Origin of the sequence: Streptomyces sp. NPDC048504 (assembly GCF_043200035.1) — a bacterium.
Classification (GTDB): Bacteria; Actinomycetota; Actinomycetes; order Streptomycetales; family Streptomycetaceae; genus Streptomyces.
On record NZ_JBICXA010000005.1, the window covers coordinates 433,644 to 456,830 of the forward strand.

Sequence of the window (23,187 nt, forward strand, 5' to 3'; positions counted from 1 at the left end):
TCCGGTGGTCGCGGGGGCGGTGACCGGGAGGATCGGGCCCGTGCCGGTGGCGGCAGGGGGCGTCGGCTGGGCCTGGTTGCGGATGACCGTGGCGGCCCGCTGGAAGACGGACTCGATGGCGGCGGAACCACGCACCGTGTCGATCAGCGCGTCGTCCGGTATCCGCACCAACTCCGGGCGCGGGGTACCGGTGGCGTCGGTCCCGTCGAGCCGTGCCCTGTCGACCGCGTCGGGCCTACGCGGCGCCCCGTCGGCCCGTGCGGCGGGCGGTGCCGAGGTCGCCGAGGGCGCGTGGGTACGGCCGTCCGGCACCGCCAGCCGCAGCGAACCGGTGACCGTCGGCGCGACGGGCGGCACGGGGGCAACGGGCGGCGCACCGGGGACAGTTGGGGCCGGTACAGCGACCGGTGCCGGTACGGCGGCCTGGTTCACGTTCCGCCCGAACCGCTCGCTCGGCTGATCGCTGTCGTCCGCGTACAGGTCCAGGGCCAACCGTACCGGCACGTCGAACGCGTGGCTGTCCTGGCCGGTGCCGATGTAGAACTGGTCGTGCGAGGTCGCGCCGCCCACGGTGTCGCCGTGGGTGACCTGGTGGCCGTACTGATAGTCGGCCCCGAACCCGATGGACCCCCAACTCCCCAGCGGCCCGCTGACACTGGCCATCGGCCCGAGCGCGCCGCCGTACGACTCACCGCGCTGCTCGGCGTCACTGCCGGCCATCTGCGCCAGACCCATGACCTGGATACCCGGAAGGACCAGGTGATGGGTGCTGGCCTGCCCGGTGTCGCGGTCGGCGGAGAGGAGCAGGCGGACCCGACGGACGCCGGTGTCGGTGCTGTTGGGCACCTCGAAGTGCAGGGAGTGCCCGCCGTCGACCATCGCGTCGGTCGCGGCACGCAGCCCGGTACGGGAGCGCGCCTCCCTCAGCCGGCGCAGGTTGTTCAGTTGGGCGTGCAGCCGGATCTGGTGCTCGGGCTCATGGTTGCGCATCGCCTGCTTCAGCCGCGCGCCAACTCCGGTGGGGGCCGGGGCCGTTGGGGCGGGCGGCAGGAAACCCTCGCGGCGCAGCCACGTCTCGGCCTCGTCGAAGAGACCGTCCGTACCGGTGACGTCGAGGGGGGCGGCGCTCAGCCCGATGCCGTCCAACCGCTCCAGGGAGTCCGGGAGTTCGCGTGTCTCGGCGGCGGTCGGCGTGTGCCCGGTGGCGTCCGCCTTGCTCAGGACCCGTAGGTCCATGCCGTGCGTCCGGGTGAGCGCCGGGGCCTGCGTCTCGGTCCCGTCCGGCCGGATCAGGGTGACCTGGTAGGTGACGCCGGACGGGGTGAGGAGGTGGCCGCGGTTCGTGCGGATGGCGTGCATCGTGCCCGCCGAACTGCTCGCGCTGTACGTGTTGGTGACGGTCGCCTGGGTCTGCCCGCGCAGACCGAGGCTGCCACCGATCATGCTCGACGCGTCCGGATGCCCCTGACTGTGGTCACCGGTGAGAGCGGCGGCACCACTCCCGCTGACCCCGATCCCGCTGGTGTACTTCGAAGAGAGGTCCACCTTCGCGGTGTTGACCAGATGGCTCTCAAGGTTGATCTGACCCGGGGTGCTCTGCCGCAACGGCGTGCCGACGGCGGGCGTGGTGACCAGGTGCAGCATGCCGACCGCGTTGCCGTCGGCATCGGTGATCACCGGCGAGTAGATCCCGCCGTCCACCTGCATGGGCAACGTGCCCCGCAGCACCTGCTCGGAGAGGAAGTCCGAGACCTGGCCGGCGGCGGTGTCGTCCAGATCGGCGTGGAACGTCTGGTGGACGTGCTCGTACAGCGCCCTCGGGTCGATCACCGAGTCGACGCCGTAGAGCGGAAGATCGGCCATCGCGGCGGGCGCGGGCAGCGAGCCCGGCGCCGGATCGGCGGTGGTGAGGTGCCGCGGGAACCAGATCGTGGTCGGACCGTGGGACTCCGCCGTGCCCCACCCGTCCGGTGCCGGGGCGGTCGTGGTGGCGGGCACGGTGACGGCCGGCGCGTCGACACGCACGCGCCACCGGGTGCTGAACTCCACAGGATCGGAGGGCTCGTTGGAGCGCTGGGAGGACGTGGTCTGCACGGCCTGCGTGACGGTCGTCGCGTCACTGGCCTGGTTGTGGGTGATCGCCGCCGTCAGCGATCCGTCTACGGCCCGCACCGCGGTCGGCGCCGTGATCGGCCAGGACCCGGTCCACGGCACCTGGAACGTCCGGTACGTACCCGACGGCTGGCTGGAGAAGTTCTCCCGCGTGCCGAACCCGCGCCGCTCGACATGCTTGTCCGGATCACGCAGGTCGAAGCGCCCCTGCCGCAACGAGGCCCGCGCGTCGGAAAGCGTCAGCTGTACGTCGACAGTGCGATCGCGTCCGCCGACCCGGACGGTGATGCGGAGACCGCCGTTCGAGCGCAGATACGGCAGTTGGAGCGCGAGGTTCTCCCGGCTCAGCGCGTCCTGCACCTGCTCGCGCACCGGCTCCGGCGGATTGTCCACATCCAGCCCGAGCGCCTCGTAGACCTGCCCGTGCAGCCCCTGGACCACCTCGTCGGAGAACGGCTCCGCGTACACGAGCCCGACGGTCCCGTCGGGCAGCGCGCCGTACGAGTTCACGTAGCTCGACGGCAGTTGGACCTGTGCGGGTGGTTGGGCCGTCGGGGCGTTGGAGGTGGGCCAGGTGAGGGGGGCGTCCGTGGGGATGGGCGCGGTGTCGGGGTCGCGGACAGGCGTCGTCTCGTCCTGGCCTGTGTGGTCGTGGAGTTGAGGGCCGGCCGCGGTGACGTTCTCGATGGTGCGGAGGTAGCGGTGCGGGATGTGGACGGGGTCTTGGGTGCTGGCCATGAGGCCGGTGGTGTGGACGGTGGTGCTGTTCGGGTGGTTGCGCAACAGGAAGTCGTTGTCGCGCTGTTCGTCCGGGAGGCCGAGGTAGTGCAAGACCTCGTGGAGCAGGTCCTCGTCGGAGTGGTTCGCGTCCAGGTGGAGTTGGTCCGCGCGGGCCGGGTTCGCGGAGTCGGTGAGAGTGATCGTCTCGGGGTGATCGGGGTCGGCGATCAGGTTGAGGTTGATGTGCAGCTGATCGCCCGAACTGGGCAGCGCCAGTCCGGAGTTGAGATGCGTGTCCAGGAGGCGCGAGATGCGTTCGTTGAGCTGCTGAGTGAGGGCCGGGACGGTGGCGGTGACTGGGAGGTTGAGCGTGTAGTCGCGGATCCACTGCCCGTTGGGGGCTTGGATACGACGGACCTGCGTACGGATGAGAGTCCTGGCACCGCTGAGAACCCCAGGGCGGGGCGAGCTGGACTGGTCCGCGTGCGCATCGAACCGCTCCGTGCTGTGAACGGCGGGACGGGCATGCGGACGCAGACCGTGCCACGTGTCCTTCGGCGCGGGGTCGGCGACACGGGACGCAGGCAGGTCGTCACCGGCGTGCCGGGTCGGCGCGGGACGGTAACGGCCGTCTGGCTGAACGCTGTTGGCGTCCTCGGGACCCCGGGGTGCCTTCGACGTGGTGATGTTCGCCGGGGCGGCATTCGGGTTCGCGTCGCTCGCGCTGTAGTGGTTCAGGCCCGTGTAACGGACCTCCAGCGCTGGGGTGTTGGTGTTCGTCGGGCCGTAGCGCAGCACGATGCCACGGGGGCCGGCGGTTGTGTCGGTCACCGGTTCGAAGACGTGGACCGGGGCGTCGAGGGTGTCTGCGAGCAGCGGCAGGAAGGTGTCGCCGACCGGGTCAGCCCACGAGTCCGACCAGGTGTCCACCGCGCTGTCGAGCAGGCGTGCCTCTCCTTGAGTGAGGGGGACGGTGCTCCGGTGATAGCCGGCGGTCAGCAGCCACCGGCGTCCGGCCGGTGTCATGGCGGCGGGCGTCGGCAGCGCGCCCATCGATCGCAGATAGGCGAACATCCGCCGGTTGCTCGGTGGGGTGCCGGTCAGTGCGGGCGGTGCGCCCGGCATGGAGACCGCTTGCAGATAGCGGGTCTGAAGGTCGACCGGGTCCAGGTCCTCGGTGCGGGTGACGCCCTGGATGCCGTACACGTTCAGTTGGTTGGCGACGGCAGCGTCGGACGCGTCCTCCACCAGCGTCGCGAACTCACCGGCGAGGACGCCCCGGAGCTGGCCGAGCACCTGGGGCGGGAGCGGGCGGCTGCCGTCGCGTGCCGCTGTCAGCCGGGCCCGGACCAGGTTCTGCAACCCCCGCTGCGCGGCCCGCAGATGGCCTGTTCCCGGGTTGGTGGTCTGCGGCTGCGCCGTGAGTGTCCTGAGGGTGTGCCGTACGTCGTCGGGCCGGGCGAGCCAGGCGGCGGTGGCCGCGGCGAAGGCCGGGTCGGCCTGCCGCAGGCGGGTGCGGACCAGGTCCGGCGCGCTGCCGATGACGGCGTAGAGGAGGCAGTAGCCGTCGCCGGGGGTCGCGACGACGCGGCCGGCGGGGGCCACGTAGGGAGACTGCGGGGCGGCCGGGCTCGTGCCGGGGGGCGGGGGCGACTGGACGAGCGGGGACTTGGCCGTGCCCTTGCCCTTGTCGACGGCCGTGCTCTTGCCGGTGGCAGGCTTCTTGTCCTTGCCGGTCTTGTCTCCCTTACCCGTCTTGTCCGTCTTGGCGTTGCTCGTACCGGACTTGGGCGCCCCGCTCTTCTTCGGCTGCGGCTTCGGCGCGGGTGTCGTCGTCGTGGGGCTCGTCCCCGTGGTGACGGCGGCGGGCGGGGTGTGGGTCTGGCCGCCGGCCGGGAGGGGGGCGGCCGGGCCGTCGGGGGTGGGCCAGCGGGGCGGGGTGGTGGCGAAGGTGGTCCGCAGTGACTGTTCGGGGGTCGGAGCGCTGTCCTGGACGTCGCCGGCCAGGTCGGGCAGCGCGTCGGTGGCCGCCATCTGGTCGGCGGCGGCCCGCTGTTGCGCGGTGACGACGGCGGCGATCTCCCTGTCGCGGTCGGCGACTTCGTCCGCGGCCTCGGTCACTTCGCGCCGGGCGTCGGTCTCCTTCTCCGTGGCGACCTGGAGGTCGCGGGCCGCGACGACCTCGGCCTCCGCGTCCTTCCGCTCCTTCTCCACGGCCTCCGCGTGGTTGTTCTCCTCCGCGCTGATGCGGTCCGGCCCGACCTCGACGATGTGCTCCGCTCGCGCCAGCACCGGCCGGGCCGCGGTGAGCGCGGCGGTGGCCCGCTGGATCGCGTTGTCGGCGGCGGTGATCGCCGGGAGCACGGCCTGCACCCGGGGGTCGCCGGCGACATCGGCCGCGGGGGTGTGGGAGCGCGGGGCGCCGGTTGCGGCAGGGGCCGGGGCGGGAGTGGTGCTCGACTGCCCGTTCCTCGCGGCCTGTTGGGCGGCGGCCCGTGCGGCGTTCTCGGCCTGCGTCAGCTCGGCCAGGGCCGCCCGAAGATCGCGGCGGCCCTTGGTCTCGTCCCGCTCGTGCTGCTTGATGACCGGTGGCAGTGTCGTGGCGGTCCGCCGGGCCTCCGCGAGCTCGCGCTTCAGCCGCTCGACCAGTGCCTCCGCCCGGCGCGCGGCCCTGGCGGAGTCGGCGGCCGTCTTCCTCGCCCGGGTATGGGCGGTGGTCGCGTCCGTGACCGCGCGCTGCGCCTCCTCGTGGGTTTCCACGGCTTCCGTGTACGCCTGGTTGGCCTCCCGGCGGGCAGCGAAGCGGAGGTTCAGCCGCTGCGGGGTGTCGGAGAGGGTTTCGGTGGCGGTGTACAGGAGTTCGGCCTGGGCGTCGAAGGCGTTCCACGCGGTGCTCAGGTCGGGGTCGGCGGTGACGAGGGCACCGTCAGGGTTGAACTCCCAGCGGCGGATGCCCTGCGGGTCACGCGTCATCAACTCCAGCGGACGGTTCCCGAGCACGGCCGCACGCGAGGCCCCGTAGAGCGCCTGGCCGAGCCGGGTGCCCTGCGGGTCGGCGCCGAGGGCCACCCAGACCTGCACGCCGTGACTACCCGCAGGGATCGCGGAGTTGAGGCGCTCGGGCAGCGTGTGCGGTTCTACGGTGGCCCAGTCGGGGACGAGCGCCGGCAGGTCGTGGAGGTTCGGCGGGGTCTCCGCCGGGGTGAGCAGACCATGGCCGAGGAGGTCACGTTCCTCGATGCGGAGGGTGACGGTGCCGGTGACGTGACGGGTGCCCTGCGGTCCCTCCACGAGCAGATGCGCGTCCGCGTCGACGACGTAACTCCGCGTCCCGCGCGCCCCGTTGGCGGGCGCGGCGGTGCTGCCGGACTTCAGCCAGTCACGACGGCTGCCGGTGGTGGTGCCGCCGAAGGCCGAGGGCTGGGTCTGCCGTTGCGCGAGCGGGACGTTGACCCCGCCGAGCTGGCGATTGTTGTCCTCACCGCTCAGGCGGTACGTGAGCGAGGTCGCCAAGGAGTGGTCGGCGCCGGCCGCGGTGCTCACCGTGTCGGTGGTGTTGTGCAGTTGGTCGAGGGTGACGTCGTCGGCGTGGGTGGAACGGCGCGGGTTGTACAGCGTGACCGCGATCGACGGGGCTTGATCGGGTGCCCCTTCGAAGGGCGCGGTGCCCGGCACCTTGCGAGTGAGGTCGGCGACCAGCCGGGGACGGTCGAGGGAGACCCGTCCGGCCTGGATCAACTGGCCGAGCCGGACGGCCTGTCCCTCCACCGACACGGAGGTGATCTGCGCGTGCCAACCGCCCAGGCGGCGCGGCGCGACGTTGTTCAGCGCCGTCTCCAGATGCGCCCAGCCGTCGAAGTGGAACGCCGGGGTCGGCCCCACCGGATGGAACATCTGCGCGTCGGTGAGATAGGGGCCGGCCGGCCGCACCGAGTTGCGCGGGTCGGCGCCGGACTCGGCGGACGCGGCGGTCACCGTGGCCGTCGGTACGGGCACGTTGGTCTCGGTGCCGGTGAACCGCAGCGCCAGGCGGACCGGGACGGTGTCGGTGCGCTCGTTGCCGCCCGCCAGCAGCCTGTCGATCCACTGGCGTACGTCCCCGTCCGCGTCGGCCCAGGCGATGACACCGTTCTGGATGAGACCGCCGATGACGTTCGGCGGCCAGTCGACGACCAGCGCGGAACGGACCGTCAGCTCGTAGTCGTACTGGAGGCCGTCGAAGTCGGCACCGTTGTCCGTACGCAGCCAGAAGCGGTTGTCGGCCGTGGTCGCCCGCCGGGCCGAGATGCTGCTGGCCGACTGCGGGGTGAACCCCACCTCCGCACGGTCCGTCGTCAGGGGATCGGGACCCTGGTCCGGCCGGAGATAGCGGACCGCCGGCGTGACCGGGAGCTGCGCCTGCCCGATCGAGGCGCGGACGGCACTGCGGCCCGCGGCGGTGTGCGACTGCCACTGTTCGAGACCGGAACCGGGGGTGGAGGTGCCTCGGACACGGGCCAGGTTCTGGGCCGCCCGGGGCCTCGCCCGCAGCATGACCTCGACCAGCCGCTCACCGCCGTAACCGTGGTGACGGAAGTGGAAACGGGTGGTGGCCGGGTGCGGGGTGCCGTCCGGGCCTCGTCCGGGCAGTGAGCGCAGTCCGGCGGTGGAGGTGAGCTGGGTGATCCGGCTGAGCACACCGGGCTGGTGGCCGGCGTGCCCCGGGGTGAACACTCCGGGTGCCTCGGTCTCGACCAGGGTCCGCAGCCGGCGCCCGACCTGGCCGCGCCGCTCCACCTCGTTGTTGAGCCGCACCAGCGGGATCGCGGCGCCGGCGGCGGGTGCGGGGGCCGCGGCGGGTGCGGGGGCGGGGACGGTCTCGTACTCGCTGACCGAGAGGACGCCGCCGAGGCCCAGTTGGCGGTTGCGCACGTACGACGCCGGCAGCGGAGCCTGGCCCTGGACGGGCGCCGGGGTGAGACCGGTCACCGAGCGCATCCACCGTGCGTCACGGTCGAGTTGGCCCTGGGTCATGAGGAACTGGAGGCCGTCGGGGACGTCCACCGCGAAGGTGACGGGCTCGATCGTGCCGGCGTCCAGGATCCCGTTGCCCAGGGTGCGGGAGCCGGCCCGGACCTCGACCACATAGGTGACGTCGGCGACCACCCGGTGCAGGTCGCCGCTCTCGGTGGGGGTGCGGTTGACGCCCGTGCTGGCGGAGAGGGTGTCGGAGGTGTCGGTGCGGGACACCTTGTTGAGCCGTACCGCCGGGCTGAGCTGGTTCTTGTTCGGCTTGGCGGCGCCCTCTGCCACCGGTGTGGTCGAGTTCTGGGTGGCCGATCCGGTGCCGCCGAACTGGTTCGACTTTCCCAGGGACTTGAGCTGCTGGGCGCTGCCGGTGGCCGAGACACCGGTCTCCAGGTACTGCCGGGTGGTGTCGAGCAGGCGGGGCTGGTGCGCGATGGCCTGGATCTCCAGCGAGTACTGACCGTCCGCGAGGGTTCCCGGCAGGCTCAGGCCCTCAACTACGTAGGAGTTCTTGAACAGTTCGTGGCCGTGAGCGACGAGACTGCCCGGGGTGATCGCCGCGTGCCGGGTCTCGGCGGCGCGCGTCGTGTTGTCCAACAGCCCGTGCCCGGCGAGCGGGAAGAGACTCGCGCGCTGCGGCGCGGCGGGGGCGGGCGCGGGTGCCATACCGGCGGTGGTGACGGGGAGGATCGGGCCGGTGGCCGGGGTGGGGGGCGTCGTCTGCTGGGCCTGGTGGCGGATCTCCCGGGCGGCCCGTTGGAAGACCGACTCGATGGCCGCGGAGCCGCGCACGGTGTCGATCAGGGCGTCGTCCGGTATCCGCACCAGACCCGGGCGCGGGTTGCCCCGGTTGTCGGTCGCGGCGAGACGGCGCGTGTCGGCCGCGTCGACCGGACGCGGCGTCCCGTCGGCCCGTGCGGGCGGTGCGGGGGTCGTCGCGGGTGCGTGGGTACGGCCGTGCGGCACCGCCAGCCGCAGCGTGCCGGTGACCGTCGGCGGGATGGGCGGTGCGGGGGCAACGGCAGGCGCACCGGCGGCAGTTGGGGCCGGGGCAGCGGCCGGTGGCGGTGCGGCGGCCTGGTTCAGGTTCCGCCCGAACCGCTCGCTCGGCTCGACCCCGTCGTCCGCGTACAGGTCCAGGGCCAACCGCACCGGCACGTCGAACGCGTGACTGTCCTGGTTGGTGGCGATGAAGAACTGGTCGTGGCCGGTGGCGCCGCCCACGGTGTCGCCGTGCGTGATCTGCTGGCCGTACTGGTAGTCGCCCCCGAACGCGATGGACCCCCAGCTGCGCAACGGCCCGCCGACACCGCCCAAGGCCCCGAACGCACCGCTGTACGACTCACCGCGCTGCTCGGCGTCGCTGCCCGCCATCTGCGCCAGACCCATGACCTGGATGCCCGGGAGAACGAGGTCATGAGTGCTGGCCTGCCCGGTGTCACGGTCGGCGGTGAGCAGCAGGCGGACCCGACGGACGCCTGTGTCGGAGCTGTTGGGCACCTCGAAGTGCAGAGCGTGTCCGCCGTCGACCATCGCATCGGTGGCAGCGCGCAGCCCGGTGCGGGAACGGGCCTCCTTCAGCCGGCGCAGGTTGTTGAGCTGCGCGTGCAGCCGGATCTGGTGCTCGGGCTCATGGCCGCGCACCACGCCGTGAGCGGACGGCAGAAAGCCCTCGCGGCGCAGCCACGTCTCGGCCTCGTCGAACAGACGATCCGTACCGGTGACGTCGAGCGGGGCCGCGCTCAGCCCGATGCCGTCCAACCGCTCCAGGGAGTGCGGGAGTTCACGTGTCTCGGCGGCGGTCGGCGTGTGCCCGGCGGCGGTCGTCCCGCTCAGGAGCCGTAGATCCATGCCGTGCGCCCGGGGAAGCGCGGGCGCCTGCAGCCGGTTGCCGTCCGGCTGGATCAGGGTGACCCGGTAAGTGACCGCGGTGGGGGCGAGCAGATGGCTCTGGTTGGTGCGGATGGCGTGCATCGTGCCGGCCGAACTGCTCGCGCTGTACGTGTTGGTGACGGTCGCCTGCCCCTGCACGCGCAGACCGAGGCTGCCGCCGATCATGCTCGACGCGTCCGGATGACCCTGGCTGTGGTCGCCGGTGAGGGCGACGGCGGCGGTGCCGCTGACGCCGATCCCGCTGGTGTACTTCGAAGAGAGGTCCACCTTCGCGGTGTTGACCAGATGGCTCTCAAGGTTGATCTGGCCCGCGGTGCTCTGCCGCTGCGGGGTGCTGGTCCCGGGCTCGGTGACCAGGTGCAGCATGCCGACCGCGTTGCCGTCGGCGTCGGTGATCACGGGCGAGTAGAGCCCGCCGTGGATCTGCATCGGCAGCGTGCCGCGCAGCACCTGTTCGGAGAGGAAGTCTGCGACCTGGCCGGCGGCGGTGTCGTCCAGGTGCGTGTGGAACGTCTGGTGGACGTGCTCGTACAGCGCCCGGGGATCGATCACGGAGTCGACGCCGTAGAGCGGGAGATCGGTCGGCGCGGCGGGCGCGGGCAGCGAGCCCGGCGCCGGATCGGCGGTGGTGAGGTGCCGCGGGAACCAGATCGTGGTGGAACCGTGCGACACCGGCCCGCGCCATCCGCCCGTCGCCGGGGCGGTGGCGGGCGCGGTCGTCCCGGTCGGCGCGGTGGGCGTCGCGGTGACCGCGGGGGCGTCGACGCGCACGCGCCAGTGGGTGGTGAACTCCACTGGATCCGAGGGCTCGTTGGAGCGCTGGGCGGAGGTCGTCTGGACGGCCTGCGTGACGGTCGTCGCGTCACTGGCCTGGTTGTGCGTGATGGACAGCGTCACCGACCCGTCCACCGCCCGCACCGGTGTTGGCGCGGTGATCGGGAACGTACCGGTCCACGGCGCCTGGATCGTGCGGTACGTCCCCGACGGCTGGCTGGAGAAGTTCTCCCGCGTACCGAACCCGCGCCGTTCGACGTGCTTGTCCGGATCACGCGGGTCGAAGCGCCCTTGCCGCAACGAGGCCCGCGCGTCGGAGAGCGTCAGCTGTACGTCGACGGTGCGATCGCGTCCGCCGACGTGGACGGTGATGCGATGACCGCCGTTCGAGCGCAGATACGGGAGTTGGAGCGCGAGGTTCTCCCGGCTCAGCGCGTCCTGCACCTGCTCGCGCACCGGCTCCGGCGGATTGTCCACATCCAGCCCGAGCGCCTCGTAGACCTGCCCGTGCAGCCCCTGGACCACCTCGTCGGAGAACGGCTCCGGGTACACGAGCCCGACGGTCCCGTCCGGGAGCGCGCCGTAGGAGTTCACGTAGCTCGACGGCAGTTGGACCTGTGCGGGCGGCTGTGCGGTCGGGGCCTGGGAGGTGGGCCACGTGAGCGAGGCCTCGGTGGGGATGGGGGTCGTGTCGGGGTCCAGAGCGGGGGCGGTGGTGTCCTGGCCTGCGTGGTCGTGGAGTTGGGGCCCCGCAGAGGTGACGTTCTCGATCGTGCGGAGATACCTGCGGGGGATGTGGACGGGGGTCTGGGTGCTGGCCATAACCCCGGTGGTGTGGACGGTCGTGCTGTTCGGGTGGTTGCGCAACAGGAAGTCGTTGTCGCGCTGTTCGTCCGGGAGGCCGAGGTAGTGGAGGACCTCGTGCAGGAGATCCTCGTCCGAGTGGTTCGCGTCCAGGTGGAGTTGGTCCGCGCGGGCCGGGTTCGCGGTGTCGGTGAGAGTGATCGTCTCGGGGTGATCGGGGTCGGCGATCAGGTTGAGGTTGATGTGCAGCTGGTCGCCCGAACTGGGCAGCGCCAGACCGGAGTTGAGATGCGTGTCCAGGAGACGTGAGATGCGTTCGTTGAGCTGCTGGGTGAGGTCAGGGTTCGTCGCGGTGACCGGGAGGTTGAGCGTGTAGTCCCGTATCCACTGGCCGTTGGGCGCCTGGATACGACGGACCTGCGTACGGATGAGAGTCGTCGCGCCGCTGAGAACCCCCGGCCGGGGCGAGTTGGACTGGTCCGCGTGCGCATCGAACCGCTCCGTGCTGTGAACGGCGGGACGGGCATGCGGACGCAGACCGTGCCACGTGTCCTTCGGCGCGGGGTCGGCGACACGGGACGCAGGGCGGTCGTCGTCTGCGTCGCGGGTCGGCGCGGGACGGTAACGGCCGTTCGGCTGAACACTGTTGGCGTCCCCGGGGCCCCTGGGTGCGGGGGCCGGGGTGACGGTGGCCGGGTCGACGGTGAGGGGGCCTGCGTCGGTGGCGTTGTAGTGGTTCAGGCCCGTGTAGTGGACCTCCAGGACCCGGGTGGCCGTGGGTGAGCCGACGCGGGTGACGGTGCCGAGGCCGGTCGACGGGTCCGGCCGCAGTACCTCGACGGCCACGTCCAGGGTGTCCGCCAGCAGCGGGAGGAACAACTCCCCCTGGTTGCTCTCGTACGCCTTGGACCAGTTCTGGACGGCGTCGAGCGCGTGGGCCAGTTCGGCGTCGGTGAACTGTGCGTCGCTGACGGTGTATCCGTGCCCGAGCAGCCTGCGGAGCTGGTCGTCGGAGAGGCTTTCCAGCGTGGGCAGTTGGTCGGTGTCGCGCAGGTACGCGAACATGTCCCGGACGCTGGGATCCGCCGGGCCGATCGCGTTGTTTCCGGTCAGCGCCTCGATGTACAGCGTGTCGAGATCGTCCCGCTCCAACTGGTCCGGCTCTGTCACCCCCGTGATGCCGTACTCGTCGAGGGTCGCCAGGAGTTCGGGCCGGTCCATGGTCGCCGTGCGCCCGTCGAACCACCCCGCGAGCGTCTGCCGTACCTGGCCCACCACCTCGTGCGGCAGCGGGCGTTCACTGCGCGCGGTGAGCAGCCGGTCCTCGGCGAGGACACGCAGCTGGTCGGCCGCGAGCATCAGGTGCCGGCCGGCCCTGGGCATCGGGGTGCCCGGCCGCCACCGGCTGAACTGGGCCAGCCCGGCCCGGACTTGATTCGGGTCGCCCAGCCAGGCGTAGGTCTCCGGAGCCCGGGTCCGCAGGTCGGACAACCGGTCGCGGACCCGCGCCGGGTCGGTGCCGATGAACGTGTAGAGGATGCATCGGCCGTCACCGCGGGTCGGTACCAAGTTGCCTCGCGGGGCCCGCACTTGGAAGGCGGCGGGCTGGGGGGCGGTGGGGACGGGGGTGGATGACGTGCCGTCGGTGTCGTCCTGGGCAGGCGCCTTGCCCTTGCCCTTGTCCTCGGTCTTGGGTGGGTCGGTGTCCGTGTCCGCCGTGTCTGCCGTGTCCGTCGGCGCACTGTGCAGGTCGGCTGACGTGGCGGTGGTGTTGGTGTTGCCGACCAGGGCGTCGAACGCGCTGTCCTGGGCGGAGGTCGTACCGGGGTCGCCGGACGTGCCGCCCTGGTCGCCGCCGGTGCCGTCGTTGTCGCCGGTCGCCGGGGGGTCCTTCGGCGGGACGAGAGACGTCTGATCGGGCGTGGTCAGTTCGGTGTCCGCGTCCGAACTGTCGTCTCCCCCTGAATCCTCGTCCCCGGTGGTCGAGTTGTCGCTCTCGGAAATGTTGTCGTCGCCGGGGAGCGGGGTGTTGTCGGTGGAGGGACCCGCCGTGCGGTGGCGACCCGAGCCCGGCCAGCGCGGGCTCACCGAGGCCAGCGTCGTGTGTGATGTGGGCAGCGCCGAGGGGCCGGAGGCCAGCACCGCGCCGGTCGCGCCGGGCAGCGCGGTCTCCGCCGCCGCCCGGCGGGCCGCGGCGTCGTCGCGCCTGCCGAGGGCGTTGCCGATCTGGGTATCGATCTCGCCGAGCGTCCGCGCCGCCCGCTCATGGTTCTCGCGTGCGTCCTCGTGGGCCAGGGTCGCGTCCGCCGCGAGCCCACGAGCCGTGCCCGCCTCCGCACGCCGGGTCCCGGCCGTGGCCCGCACGCCGGGGAGCTGCGCCCGCGCCTCGTTCAGAGCCGCCACATCGCGGTCCAGGCCGGCCTGGGCGTCCCGGAGCGCGGCACGGTCCCGATCAAGCCCGGCCCGGGCCTCGGTGAGATCGGCGTCCAACTTGCCGACCTGGGCGGTGACTTCGGCGATCTGCTGGGTGAGACGGGGGTCTACGGCGGAGGCGGGGGCGGTGGTGTCGTCCCCGGCCGGCGGTGCTACGGCCGTTTCCGGCGCGGGTTCCACGACCGTCTCCGGCGCCACCGTGTCCGACGTGATCGGGCCCGGCGTCTCCGAGTCCTGCGGGACCGTACCCGGCGTCGTGCTGTCGACCGTCGTAGCGCCATCCGTGCCGGACGGGCCCGGCACCGGAACGTTCTCCGTGTCGCCGGAGCCGGAGCCGGAAGCCCTCGTGTTCGAGGCCTCGGCGGCGCGGGCCGTGAGGTCGGCCAGTTGGCGTCGGGCGGTCTTGGCCTGGGCGCTGAGGCGTATCTCCTGGCGCTCGCCCTCGGAGACCGCGTCGGTGAGCGGGCCGATCGTGCGGCGGGCGTCGGAGATCCCGCCGGTCAGCGTCTTCTCGCGGTCGATGAGGCCGCGGAGGTCCTGTTCGGCCTGGTCCGCGTTCTGCTCGGCGGTGGTCGCGGCCGTGTCGGTCCGGTGGGCCTCGTCCGCCGCGTCCGTCAGTGCGGTGACCGCGTCGTTCAGGGCGTCCTGCGCGTCGGGCCGCAGCCCCCGCTGCTCGTACTCGTCGTCGAGCGCCGCGGTGTGGTCGGCCTCGGCCTGGTCGAACGCGGCGGCCTCGCGCTCGAAGTCCGCCCAGGCCTGGTCCAGGGACACGACACCGGTGGTGGAGTCCGACGCCTGCGGCCCGGTCAGTGTGCCGTCCGGGTCGAAGGCCCAGACGCGCAGGCCCTCCGGGCCCCGGGTGACGAGTTCCACCGGGCGCCCGTTGTCCCGGGCGGCCCGGGACGCGGCGTAGAGGGCCAGGGCCAGGCGGGAGCCGTCCGGGTCGGGGCCGGTGGCCACCCAGAGCTGGAAGCCGTCGTCGGTGAGGTCGACGCCCGCGTTCAGGTTGTTCCGTACGTTCCGCAACGGGGTCGTCGCCCAGTCGTGCGGCGCGGTGTTGGTGCCCTCGGTGAGCAGGGCCGGGAGGTCGTAGACCTGGGGCACCGGATTCGGCTCGGTGATGCCGTGACCGAGGGCGTCGCGCTCCTCGATGCGGATCGTGGCCGTACCCGTGACATGGCGTACGCCCTCGGGGCCGGTGACCTCGATGTGGACGTCGGCCTGCACCTCGTAGCTGCGGGTGCCGCGGCCGTCGGCGGGCAGGCTGGTGCTGCCGGTCTTGAGCCAGTCGCGGCGGCCACCGGAGACTCCGCTGCCGAAGTTGCTCGCGTCCACGGGCCGTTGGAGCACCGGCGGGGTCGCGCCGAGGAGGTTGCGGTCGGGGTCGTCGGCGCTCATGACGAACGGCAGCGACAGCCCGGTGGTGGTGTCGGCGCCGGAGACGGTGCTGCTGCTCTGCGTGTTGATCCGCAGCCGGTCGAGGGTCACGTCGCCGCCGTCGGTGACCACCCTAGGCCGGTACAACGAGACGGTGAGGGTGGGCCGTTGGTCCGGCGCGTTCTGCAGCGGGAACGCGCCCGGCATCGCCGGCAGCATCCCGCCGGTCTGCCGGGGTGTGTCGAGCGAGATCGTGCCGGCCTGGATGAGTTCACCGAGCCGTACCGACGCGTTCTCGTCGGAGGTCGAGGCCGGCACGGAGCGCCAGCCGCTCCCGGTGTCCGGGGCCACCTGGTCGAGGGCGGTGTACAGCTCGCTCCACGCGTCGAAGCCGTAGACCGGGACGGAGCCGGTCGGGTGGAACAGGTCGGCGTCCTGCAACGCGGGCTGTGCGGCAGGCAGTTGGCGGGGGTCGACCCGGGACACCGAGGGCGGCGCGGGCGCGGGCAGCGGGGGTCGGGTGCTGTCCGTCTCGCTGCCGGTGAAGCGCAGGCTCACCTGGGCCGGTACCCGGACCTGGCCGCCGAGTTCGCCGGAGAGGGTGCGGCTGATCCAGGAGCGGGTCGGCGCGTCGGCGTCGTCCCAGGCGATGACCCCGCGCTGCACCAGCGCGCCCACCACGTTCGGCGGCCAGTCGGTGACCAGGGTGGTGCGGACGGTGGCGACCAACTCGTAGTCAAGGCCGTCGAAGTCGGCGGCGCTGTCGGTGCGCAGCCAGTACCGGTCCTCGGCGGTGCGTCCGCTCTTGTCGACCTTGCTGGACGAGGAGACCACGGTGGCGGAGGGACCGAGCCGGTCCGTACGGTCGTCGGCGTCGGGGCGGCTGAACCGGGCCGTCGGGTTGCCGGTGAAACGGTGTGTCCGGCCCACCGAGGAGGAGAGCGAGTGACCCTCCGCCGTGTGTGAACCCCACTGCTCTATACCGGACTTGTCGCCCGGCACGGCGGTGCCCCGCACGGCGCCCCGGTCCGCGGCGGTGCTCGTGGGGCGGGCCGAGAACGTCACCTCGACCAGGGCCGCGCCGCCGAACCGGTGGTGCCGGAAGCTGAACCTGGTCTGTCCGCCGCCGCGCCCGATCAGTGCCCGCTTCCCGGCGACACCGGTGTTGTCGGCGATCAGCGCGGCGACACCGGGCAGGTAGGAGGCGTGGCCGGGGGTGGTCACGCCGGGCGCGTAGCGGTCCACCAACTGCCGTACGTCGTTGTGGAGTCGGTTGCGCTGCTCGATCTGCGGGGTCGGTGTCGGGCCCGTGCCCGGGTCGGAGAACTCCGTGACCGAGTTGACCGCGGCCAGTCCGAGGGTGCCGTCGCGGACGTACCGGTCGGGCAGGGACGGGCTCGTCAGACCGGTCGTCGACGGGTCGGCCGGGCGCTCGGGCAGAGCACCCATCCACCGTTCGTCGCGCCGGAGTTGACTCTCCGTCATCAGGAACTGGAGCCCGCGCGGCACGTCCACGGCGAGCGTGACGGTCTCCCCGGGCCCGAACCCGAGGGAGTTGGCGAGCACGTTGCGGTGTCCGGACCGTACGGTGATCAGGTAGGTGACGTCGGCCGTGACCCGGTGCTGGAGGCCCGACTGGGTGGGCACCCGGTTGGTGCCGGTGCCGCTGATGAGGGTGTCGGACTTGTCGCTCTTGCGGTCGTACTGGTAGCGCCCGGACGGGTTGAAGCGGGACGGCGTGGACGGCGTGGGTGCCGGCGAGCCGGCGGGCTGCGAACTCGGGGTGGGACTGGGCGGGTTGTTCTGGGTCGCCGAGCCGCCCACCCCGAACTGGTGTGTTTTTCCGAGGCCCTTGAGCTGCTGCGCCGAGTCGGCGGCGGTGATGCCGGTCTCCAGGTACTGGTTGACGCTCTGCGTCAGCCGGGGCGTGTGGGCGACGGCCTCGATCTCGATCGCGAGCTGCCCGTCGGCACCGAGCCCGGGCAGCGTCAGCCCCTCCACCACGTAGGTGCCGCTGAAGATCTGATGCCCCCGGCCGACCAGCGAACCGGGCGAGAGCGCGGTGATACGGGACTCGGCGCTCACCGTGGTGGTGTCGCCGAACGGACTCCCGACCAGCGAACTGCTCAGGAACCCGGTGACGTTGTCCACCAGCCTGGAGACGCGGCCGGGAGGGGCGGCCGGTTCGGCATCGGTGTTGGTGTTGGTGTTGGTGTTGGTGTTGGTGTTGGTGTTGGTGTCAGTGCCGGCATCGGTGTCGGTGTCGGTGTCGACACCGTCGCCCCCGACGATCCGCCGGAAGGCGTCCTGGAGCGCCGCCGAACCGCGCACCACGTCGATCAGGGCGTCGTCCGGGACGCGGACCACGTCCGGATGCGGATCGCCGGTGGCCGGGTCCGTCATGGCCAGGCGGTCCCTGTCCTCCTGCGTGACCCGCCGTACGGTGAACGGCTCACCCTGCGGCGCGGGCTCCGCGTCGGCCAGCGTGCGCTCGTGCGGTACGGCCAGCCGGATCGTGCCCGCGACGCCCCTCTCCTGCGGGGCGTCCAGGCCCGACTCCGGGTCGGGCTCGCCGTGTTGGGCAGGCGGTGCCACCTCGCCGAACCGGGCCACGGGTTCCTGGCCCGAGCCCTCGTACAGGTCGAGTGTGAGGCGGGCCGGTACCCCGAACTCGTGGGTGTCCTGCCCGGTGCCGATGAAGAACTGGTCGTGGCCGAGCGTGGTGCCGGTGGTGTTGCCGAGTGCGGCCTGGCCGACGTACTGGTAGTCGCCGGTGGCGTTCAGGGTCCACGCGCCGCCGTGCGGTGTGGGCACGGTGAGGCCGCCGCCGAACCCGGCGCCCAGGCCGTAGGTGTTGCCGAGCCGGGCGGTGCCGCCGCCCGCCGCCTGGGCCAGGCCCATGACCTGGATGTCGGGCAGCACCGTGCGGTGCTCCACCGGCCGGTTCGGGTCGCGCTGCGCGCCCAACTCCAGCCGTACCCGGCGCCGCCCCGTCACGGAGGGGATCTCCAGGAACAGGGAGTGGCCGCCGTCCACCATGGAGTCCGTCGCCGCGCGCAGCCCGAGCGGGGAACGCAGCTCCTGCAGCCGCCGCAGATTGTTCAACTGGGCCTGCACCAGCGTCTCGTCAGGCAGCCGGCCCCGGCGCGGGGCGTCCGCCGGCGGCGGCAGGAAGCCGCGGTCCCGCAGCCAGGTCTCCGCGTCCTCGAACAGCGGCTCCGCGTCGTTCTCGTCCACCCCGAGCGGCGCGATGGACTGTCCGATCGACTCCAGGTTCTCCAACTCGGGCGGCAGCACCCGCACTTCGTCCGGCTCCGGTTCGTGCCCCGCCGCGTCCTCGGCGCTGAGCACCCGCAGATCGAGAGCGTGGGTCCAAGTCCCGGGCGTATAGGTGGAGATGGAGCCGTCGGGCCGGATCAGGGTGAGGGTGTACTCGACGTCCGCCTCGGTCAGCAGATGGCTGCGGTTGGTGCGCACCGCGTGCATGGTGCCCGCGAGGTTGCTGGTGCCGAACACGTTCTGCGCCGCGAGGCTGGCGGTCCCCTTGCCGTTGACGGTGCCGCCGATGCCGTGGGAGGCGTCCGGGTGTCCCGCGCTGTGGTCGTTCGTGAAGGTCGGACCGATGCTGCCGGTGAACGTCACCCCGCTGTTGAACGACGTGTTCTGGTCGTTCTTGACCGAGTTGACGACATGGCTTTCGAGGTTGATCTTCTTGTCGAGGCTCTTGGCCACCGGGGTGGTCCCCCGGACCGTCGCGTCCAGCCGCATCATGCCGACCGCACGTCCGCGCGCGTCGGTGAGCACCGGCGAGTACAGCCCGCCCTCGACCTGCATCGGCAGCGTGCCCCGCAGGATCGGTTCAGCGAGGAAGTCCGCGAGTTGGGCCGAGGACGTCTCGTCCAGGTCGTCGCTGAAGTGCGCCGCGGCCCCCTCGTACAGCCGCCGCGGATGCAGCACCGAGTCCACGCCGTAGATCGGCAGCGTCCTGATGTCGGCGGGTGCGGGCAGCTCCTGCCCGGGATCGCTGTCGGCGTCCACGAGGTGCTGCGGGAACCAGATGGTCACCGACCCGTGCTGCTCGGCCGGACTCCAGTCGGGCGCGGGATCGGGATCGGGGTTCGCGACGACAACGGCCGTGTCCGTCACGCCTGTTGTGTCGGTCGTATCTGTCGTATCCCGCGCATTCTCTACGCCCGTGTCCTGGGCCGGCGCGGCCACGCGGACCTGCCAGTTGTCGGTGAAGTCGTAGGCGCGGGAGGGCTCGTTGCTGCGCTGGGCGCTGGTGGTCTGCACGACCTGGGTGACGGTGGTCGAACCGTCCGCCTGGTTGTGGGTGATGGTCGCGCCCAGCGCGATGTCCACCCCGCGGACCGGGCCCGCCGCGGCGACCGGTATCGAACCGGTCCACGGCACCGGGATCGTCGAGAACGTGCCGGACGGCTGCGCCGAGACGATCTCCCGGGTGCCCTGCCCGCGCCGCTCCACATGCTTGTCGGGATCGCTCGGGTCGAGAGCGCCCTGCCGTACGGACGGCCGCCTGTCGTCGAGCGTCAGCCGTACGTCCACCTCGTGGTCGACGCCGCCGACGTCCAGGACGATGCGGTGACCGCCGAGACTGCGCAGATACGGCAGGTTCAGCGCCATCTGCTCCGCAGACAGCACGTCCCGGAGCTGCGCGAGCACGGCGTCGTTCGGCTCCGGAGCGGGCCGGCCGAGCGCCGTGAGCACCTGGCGGTGCAGCCCGTCGACCACGTCCGGCGCGAACGGCTCCACGTGCACGAGCCCCACCTGGCCGTCGTGCCGCCGCCCGTAGCCACCGAGATAGGTGCCACTACGACGGCCACTGCCGACCACCGACTCGGCCGGCGAGGTGGTGTCGCCCTCTGGGGAGGTCAGGGTGATGGCCGGGACCGGCACGACCGCGGGGACGGTCTCGGCCTCCGTCTCCGTGTCCAGCGGATCGACGTCCGGCGAGTCCGTGTCATGGGTGTCGTGGGTGTCATGGAGCCCCGGCACGGGCGCGGACGTGGTGGCCACCGGGGGCGGTGCGGTGTCGCCCTGATCGGCCTGGTCGACGGTGGGGGTGAGCGGGGCGGGCGGGTCCGCGCCGGGCGCGCCCTTGACCGGGCCCCGACGTCCGGGACCCCGGTGGTCGTCCGCGGGGTCGCCGACGAGGGTACCGATCAGTGCGAGGTGGCGGGGCCTCAGCCCACCCGACGCGTACGCCGGGTCCGACGCGGGCGTGAACCTCGTGGGGTCGCCCATCAGGCTGGACGTGCCGCCGCGGTGCGGGGCGGCCGCGTCGAAGCCGCTCTCGTCGCGCAGCCCGACCTGATGACCGATCTCGTGGGCCAGGTCGGAGTCGGAGATGTCGGCCGGCCACGAGTGATGAGTCGCCGGAATCCCGTCCGTCGGGTCGGTGAGAGTGACATCGAGGTGCGGCGTCTCACCGGGAGCCGCCGGCACGACGGTGACGTGCAGCAGGCTCCCGTCCCCCAGCCGGTGGCCCGGGGTGTTGAACACCCGCCGCACACCGTCCGTCAGCCGCTGCTGGACACCGTCGACCTGCGCCCCCAGGCCCGGGCTGCCGGTGAGCCGATAGGTCACGGTGAGATCGGTGACCGGCGCCCCGTCGTGGGTGAAACGCCGTACGGCGAAACCGGCCCGCACCACGTATTGGGTACGCATGCCGTCCGCCCCGAGAGGCCGGGAGACCGGGTCGACCCAGGTGTGACTCCGCTCCGAGGGCGTCACTCCGCCGCGAACGTCCTCGAAACTGCCGGGTTCCGGTGCGGAGTCGGGGGTCACGGAGGGGGTGAGATCCACGGACGGCACGGGGGCGGGCGTGCTGTTCGGCTCCGGTACGACGGTGGCATCGGAGGAGGAGGTGGTGGTCGTCTCCGTACGCGGTGCCGGGGTGGCAGTACCGGAGTGGGACGGCTGGGTCGCCTCCGGCGCGGGAGTCGTCTCCGGTGCCGAACTGGTCGTAGGGGGCGCGGTGTTGCTGGTGGTGGCGACGGGGGTGGGGAGGTCGGTGCCGGTGTGTGTGTCGGTGTTAGGGCTGATGCTGGTACCGGATTCAGGCTGGGAGGTGCTGTTGCTCTCCGTACCCGAGGTGTCCGTGCTGTCGGTGCCGGTGCCGTTCGTGGTGTCCGTGTGGTCGGTGCCCGATCCGGTGCCGTTGGACGTCGTGTCCTCCGGGCGACCCGTTGTCGTGGTGCGCGGGTTGCCGCCGCCGTTCGAGGACGTACCGGAACCGGAACCGGACGTCGGACTACCCGTGTTCGTCCCTGTCCCGTTCGAAGTGGGAGCACCGGACCCGGTCGTGCTCGTACCCGTACCCGTACCCGTACTCGTGGTCGGCGGTACGACGTTGGTGTTGGACCCGCTCGCGACCGGAACGTCCGGCGAGGGAGCCGGAGTTGAGGTGTCCGAGGTGTCCGCGGAGGTCGAGGTGTCGTTCTGCTGACCGGCCCCCTGTGCCTCGTCGGTACCGCCGTCCGTATCGCCCTGTTCCGGCGACCTCGTGGGCGAACTGCTCGTGGGCGTATTACTGGTCGGCGTATGGGTCGTAGGGGTGTTGGACTGCGAACTGCCGCTGCCCGACGTGCTCGTCGTGCTGTGCGGGACGTTGTTCTGGAGGTCTCCCCCGTCGACGTTCACGTCGTCGACGGGGGTATCGGTGGACTCGGTCGGCGGGGTGTTCGTGGATGTGCGTTGGGGGGTGGTGGTCGTCGACGAACTGCCGTTGTTCGACGTCGTGTTGGTAGGGCCTGGGCCCGGCGTGCTCGTCGAGTCGGACGACGGGCCGTTCGCCGAAGAGGTCGAAGAGCCGTTGTCCGAGCCGGACTTGGAGTTGGAGTTGGTCTCGTCGTCCGGGATGTCCGCCGTGCCCAGGGTGTTCACCTGCGGCGGGGTGGTGAAGTTGAACTTGTTGCCGATCGCGCCCGCGCCCTGGCCCAGGTGGCGTTCGCTCATCGAGCTGAGGCCGGCGCCCAGGAAGGTGTTCAGGGGGTCGATGGGGAAGCCGAAGATGGACGCCGTGGCGATCTCGCCGAGTGTCTCCGCGCCGCCCTCGGTGATGAAGTGCTCGAAGTCCTCGCCGAGTTCGTGCTTCACCTTGTCGCTGAAACTCTTCGGCTTCGGTGTGGGCGTCGGAGTCGGGGTCGGCCTGATGTGCGGGGTGGGCGTGGTCTTCGGGTTCGGTGTCGGTGTCGGGGTGGGCGTCGTCTTCGGGTTCGGGGTCGGCGTCGGCTTCGGGTTCGGCTTGGTGTTGAGGTCGGGGTTGTCGAACTTGTGGTTGTCGAACTTCTTCCCGTTGCCGCTGATGTCCTTGAACGGGTTGTGGGTGTCGAAGATGTTCTTGAAGTTGTTCTTCAGGCCCTTGCCGAGGTCCGAGAGCAGGCCGTGGAACAGGCCGGTGAACGCGCCGAAGACGCCGTCCTGGATGATCTGCGACCAGTCGAACCCGTTGGGCCGGCGGCCCTTGGGCGCGCCGAGCATCATGGCCAGCCGTACCGCGAAGGTGGTGAACGCCTCTTCGATCGCCTCCGTGACGCTGGGCATCAGATGCGTCTTCTTCATCAGCCATTCCATCAGCGTGAGAATGGCGACCCGGCTGCGGGCCTTCGCCACCGCGGCCTGGCTGGAGGCGGAACCCCCGGTGAAGGCGGACAGCACCGCGATGACCAGCAACTCGATGAGCAGCCGGACCAGTTCGGCGATGATCTGCCACTTCGACTCCATGATGTCCATGGAGGACTTGGTCCGGGACTGCCCGATGCCGTCGAGCTGGTCGGCGAAATCCCGCAGGTAGTTGACGCCGCCGCTGTCGAGGAACATGTGCATCGCCCGCACATAGTTGTTCCCGACCTGCGGCGGCAGCGCGCGCCCCACCCCACCGGCGGTCTGCTCGATCAGGTCCGAGAGGTCACGCATCCGCCGGCCCAGCCGCTGGTACGGCTTGCCGTTGGCGAAGGCCATGTCCTCGTCGGCCTGGAGGAACTTCTCGCCGATGAGCACGAACATGAGGTTGTTCAGCTGGGGCGACGCGTGGATGGTCATCAG

At 71.8% G+C, this 23,187-nt stretch carries 1 protein-coding gene (cut by a window edge); it reads right to left on the reverse strand.

What is annotated here, in order from left to right:
* On the reverse strand, positions 1-23,184 hold the 5' portion of the coding sequence (locus ACGFY9_RS15575; RefSeq protein ID WP_393754367.1) for a hypothetical protein. The gene continues 13,161 nt to the left of window position 1, outside the view; 23,184 of the gene's 36,345 nt are visible here — the first part of the coding sequence; the start codon lies at positions 23,182-23,184; its stop codon lies off the left edge, out of view.
* Positions 23,185-23,187 lie beyond the last annotated feature (3 nt).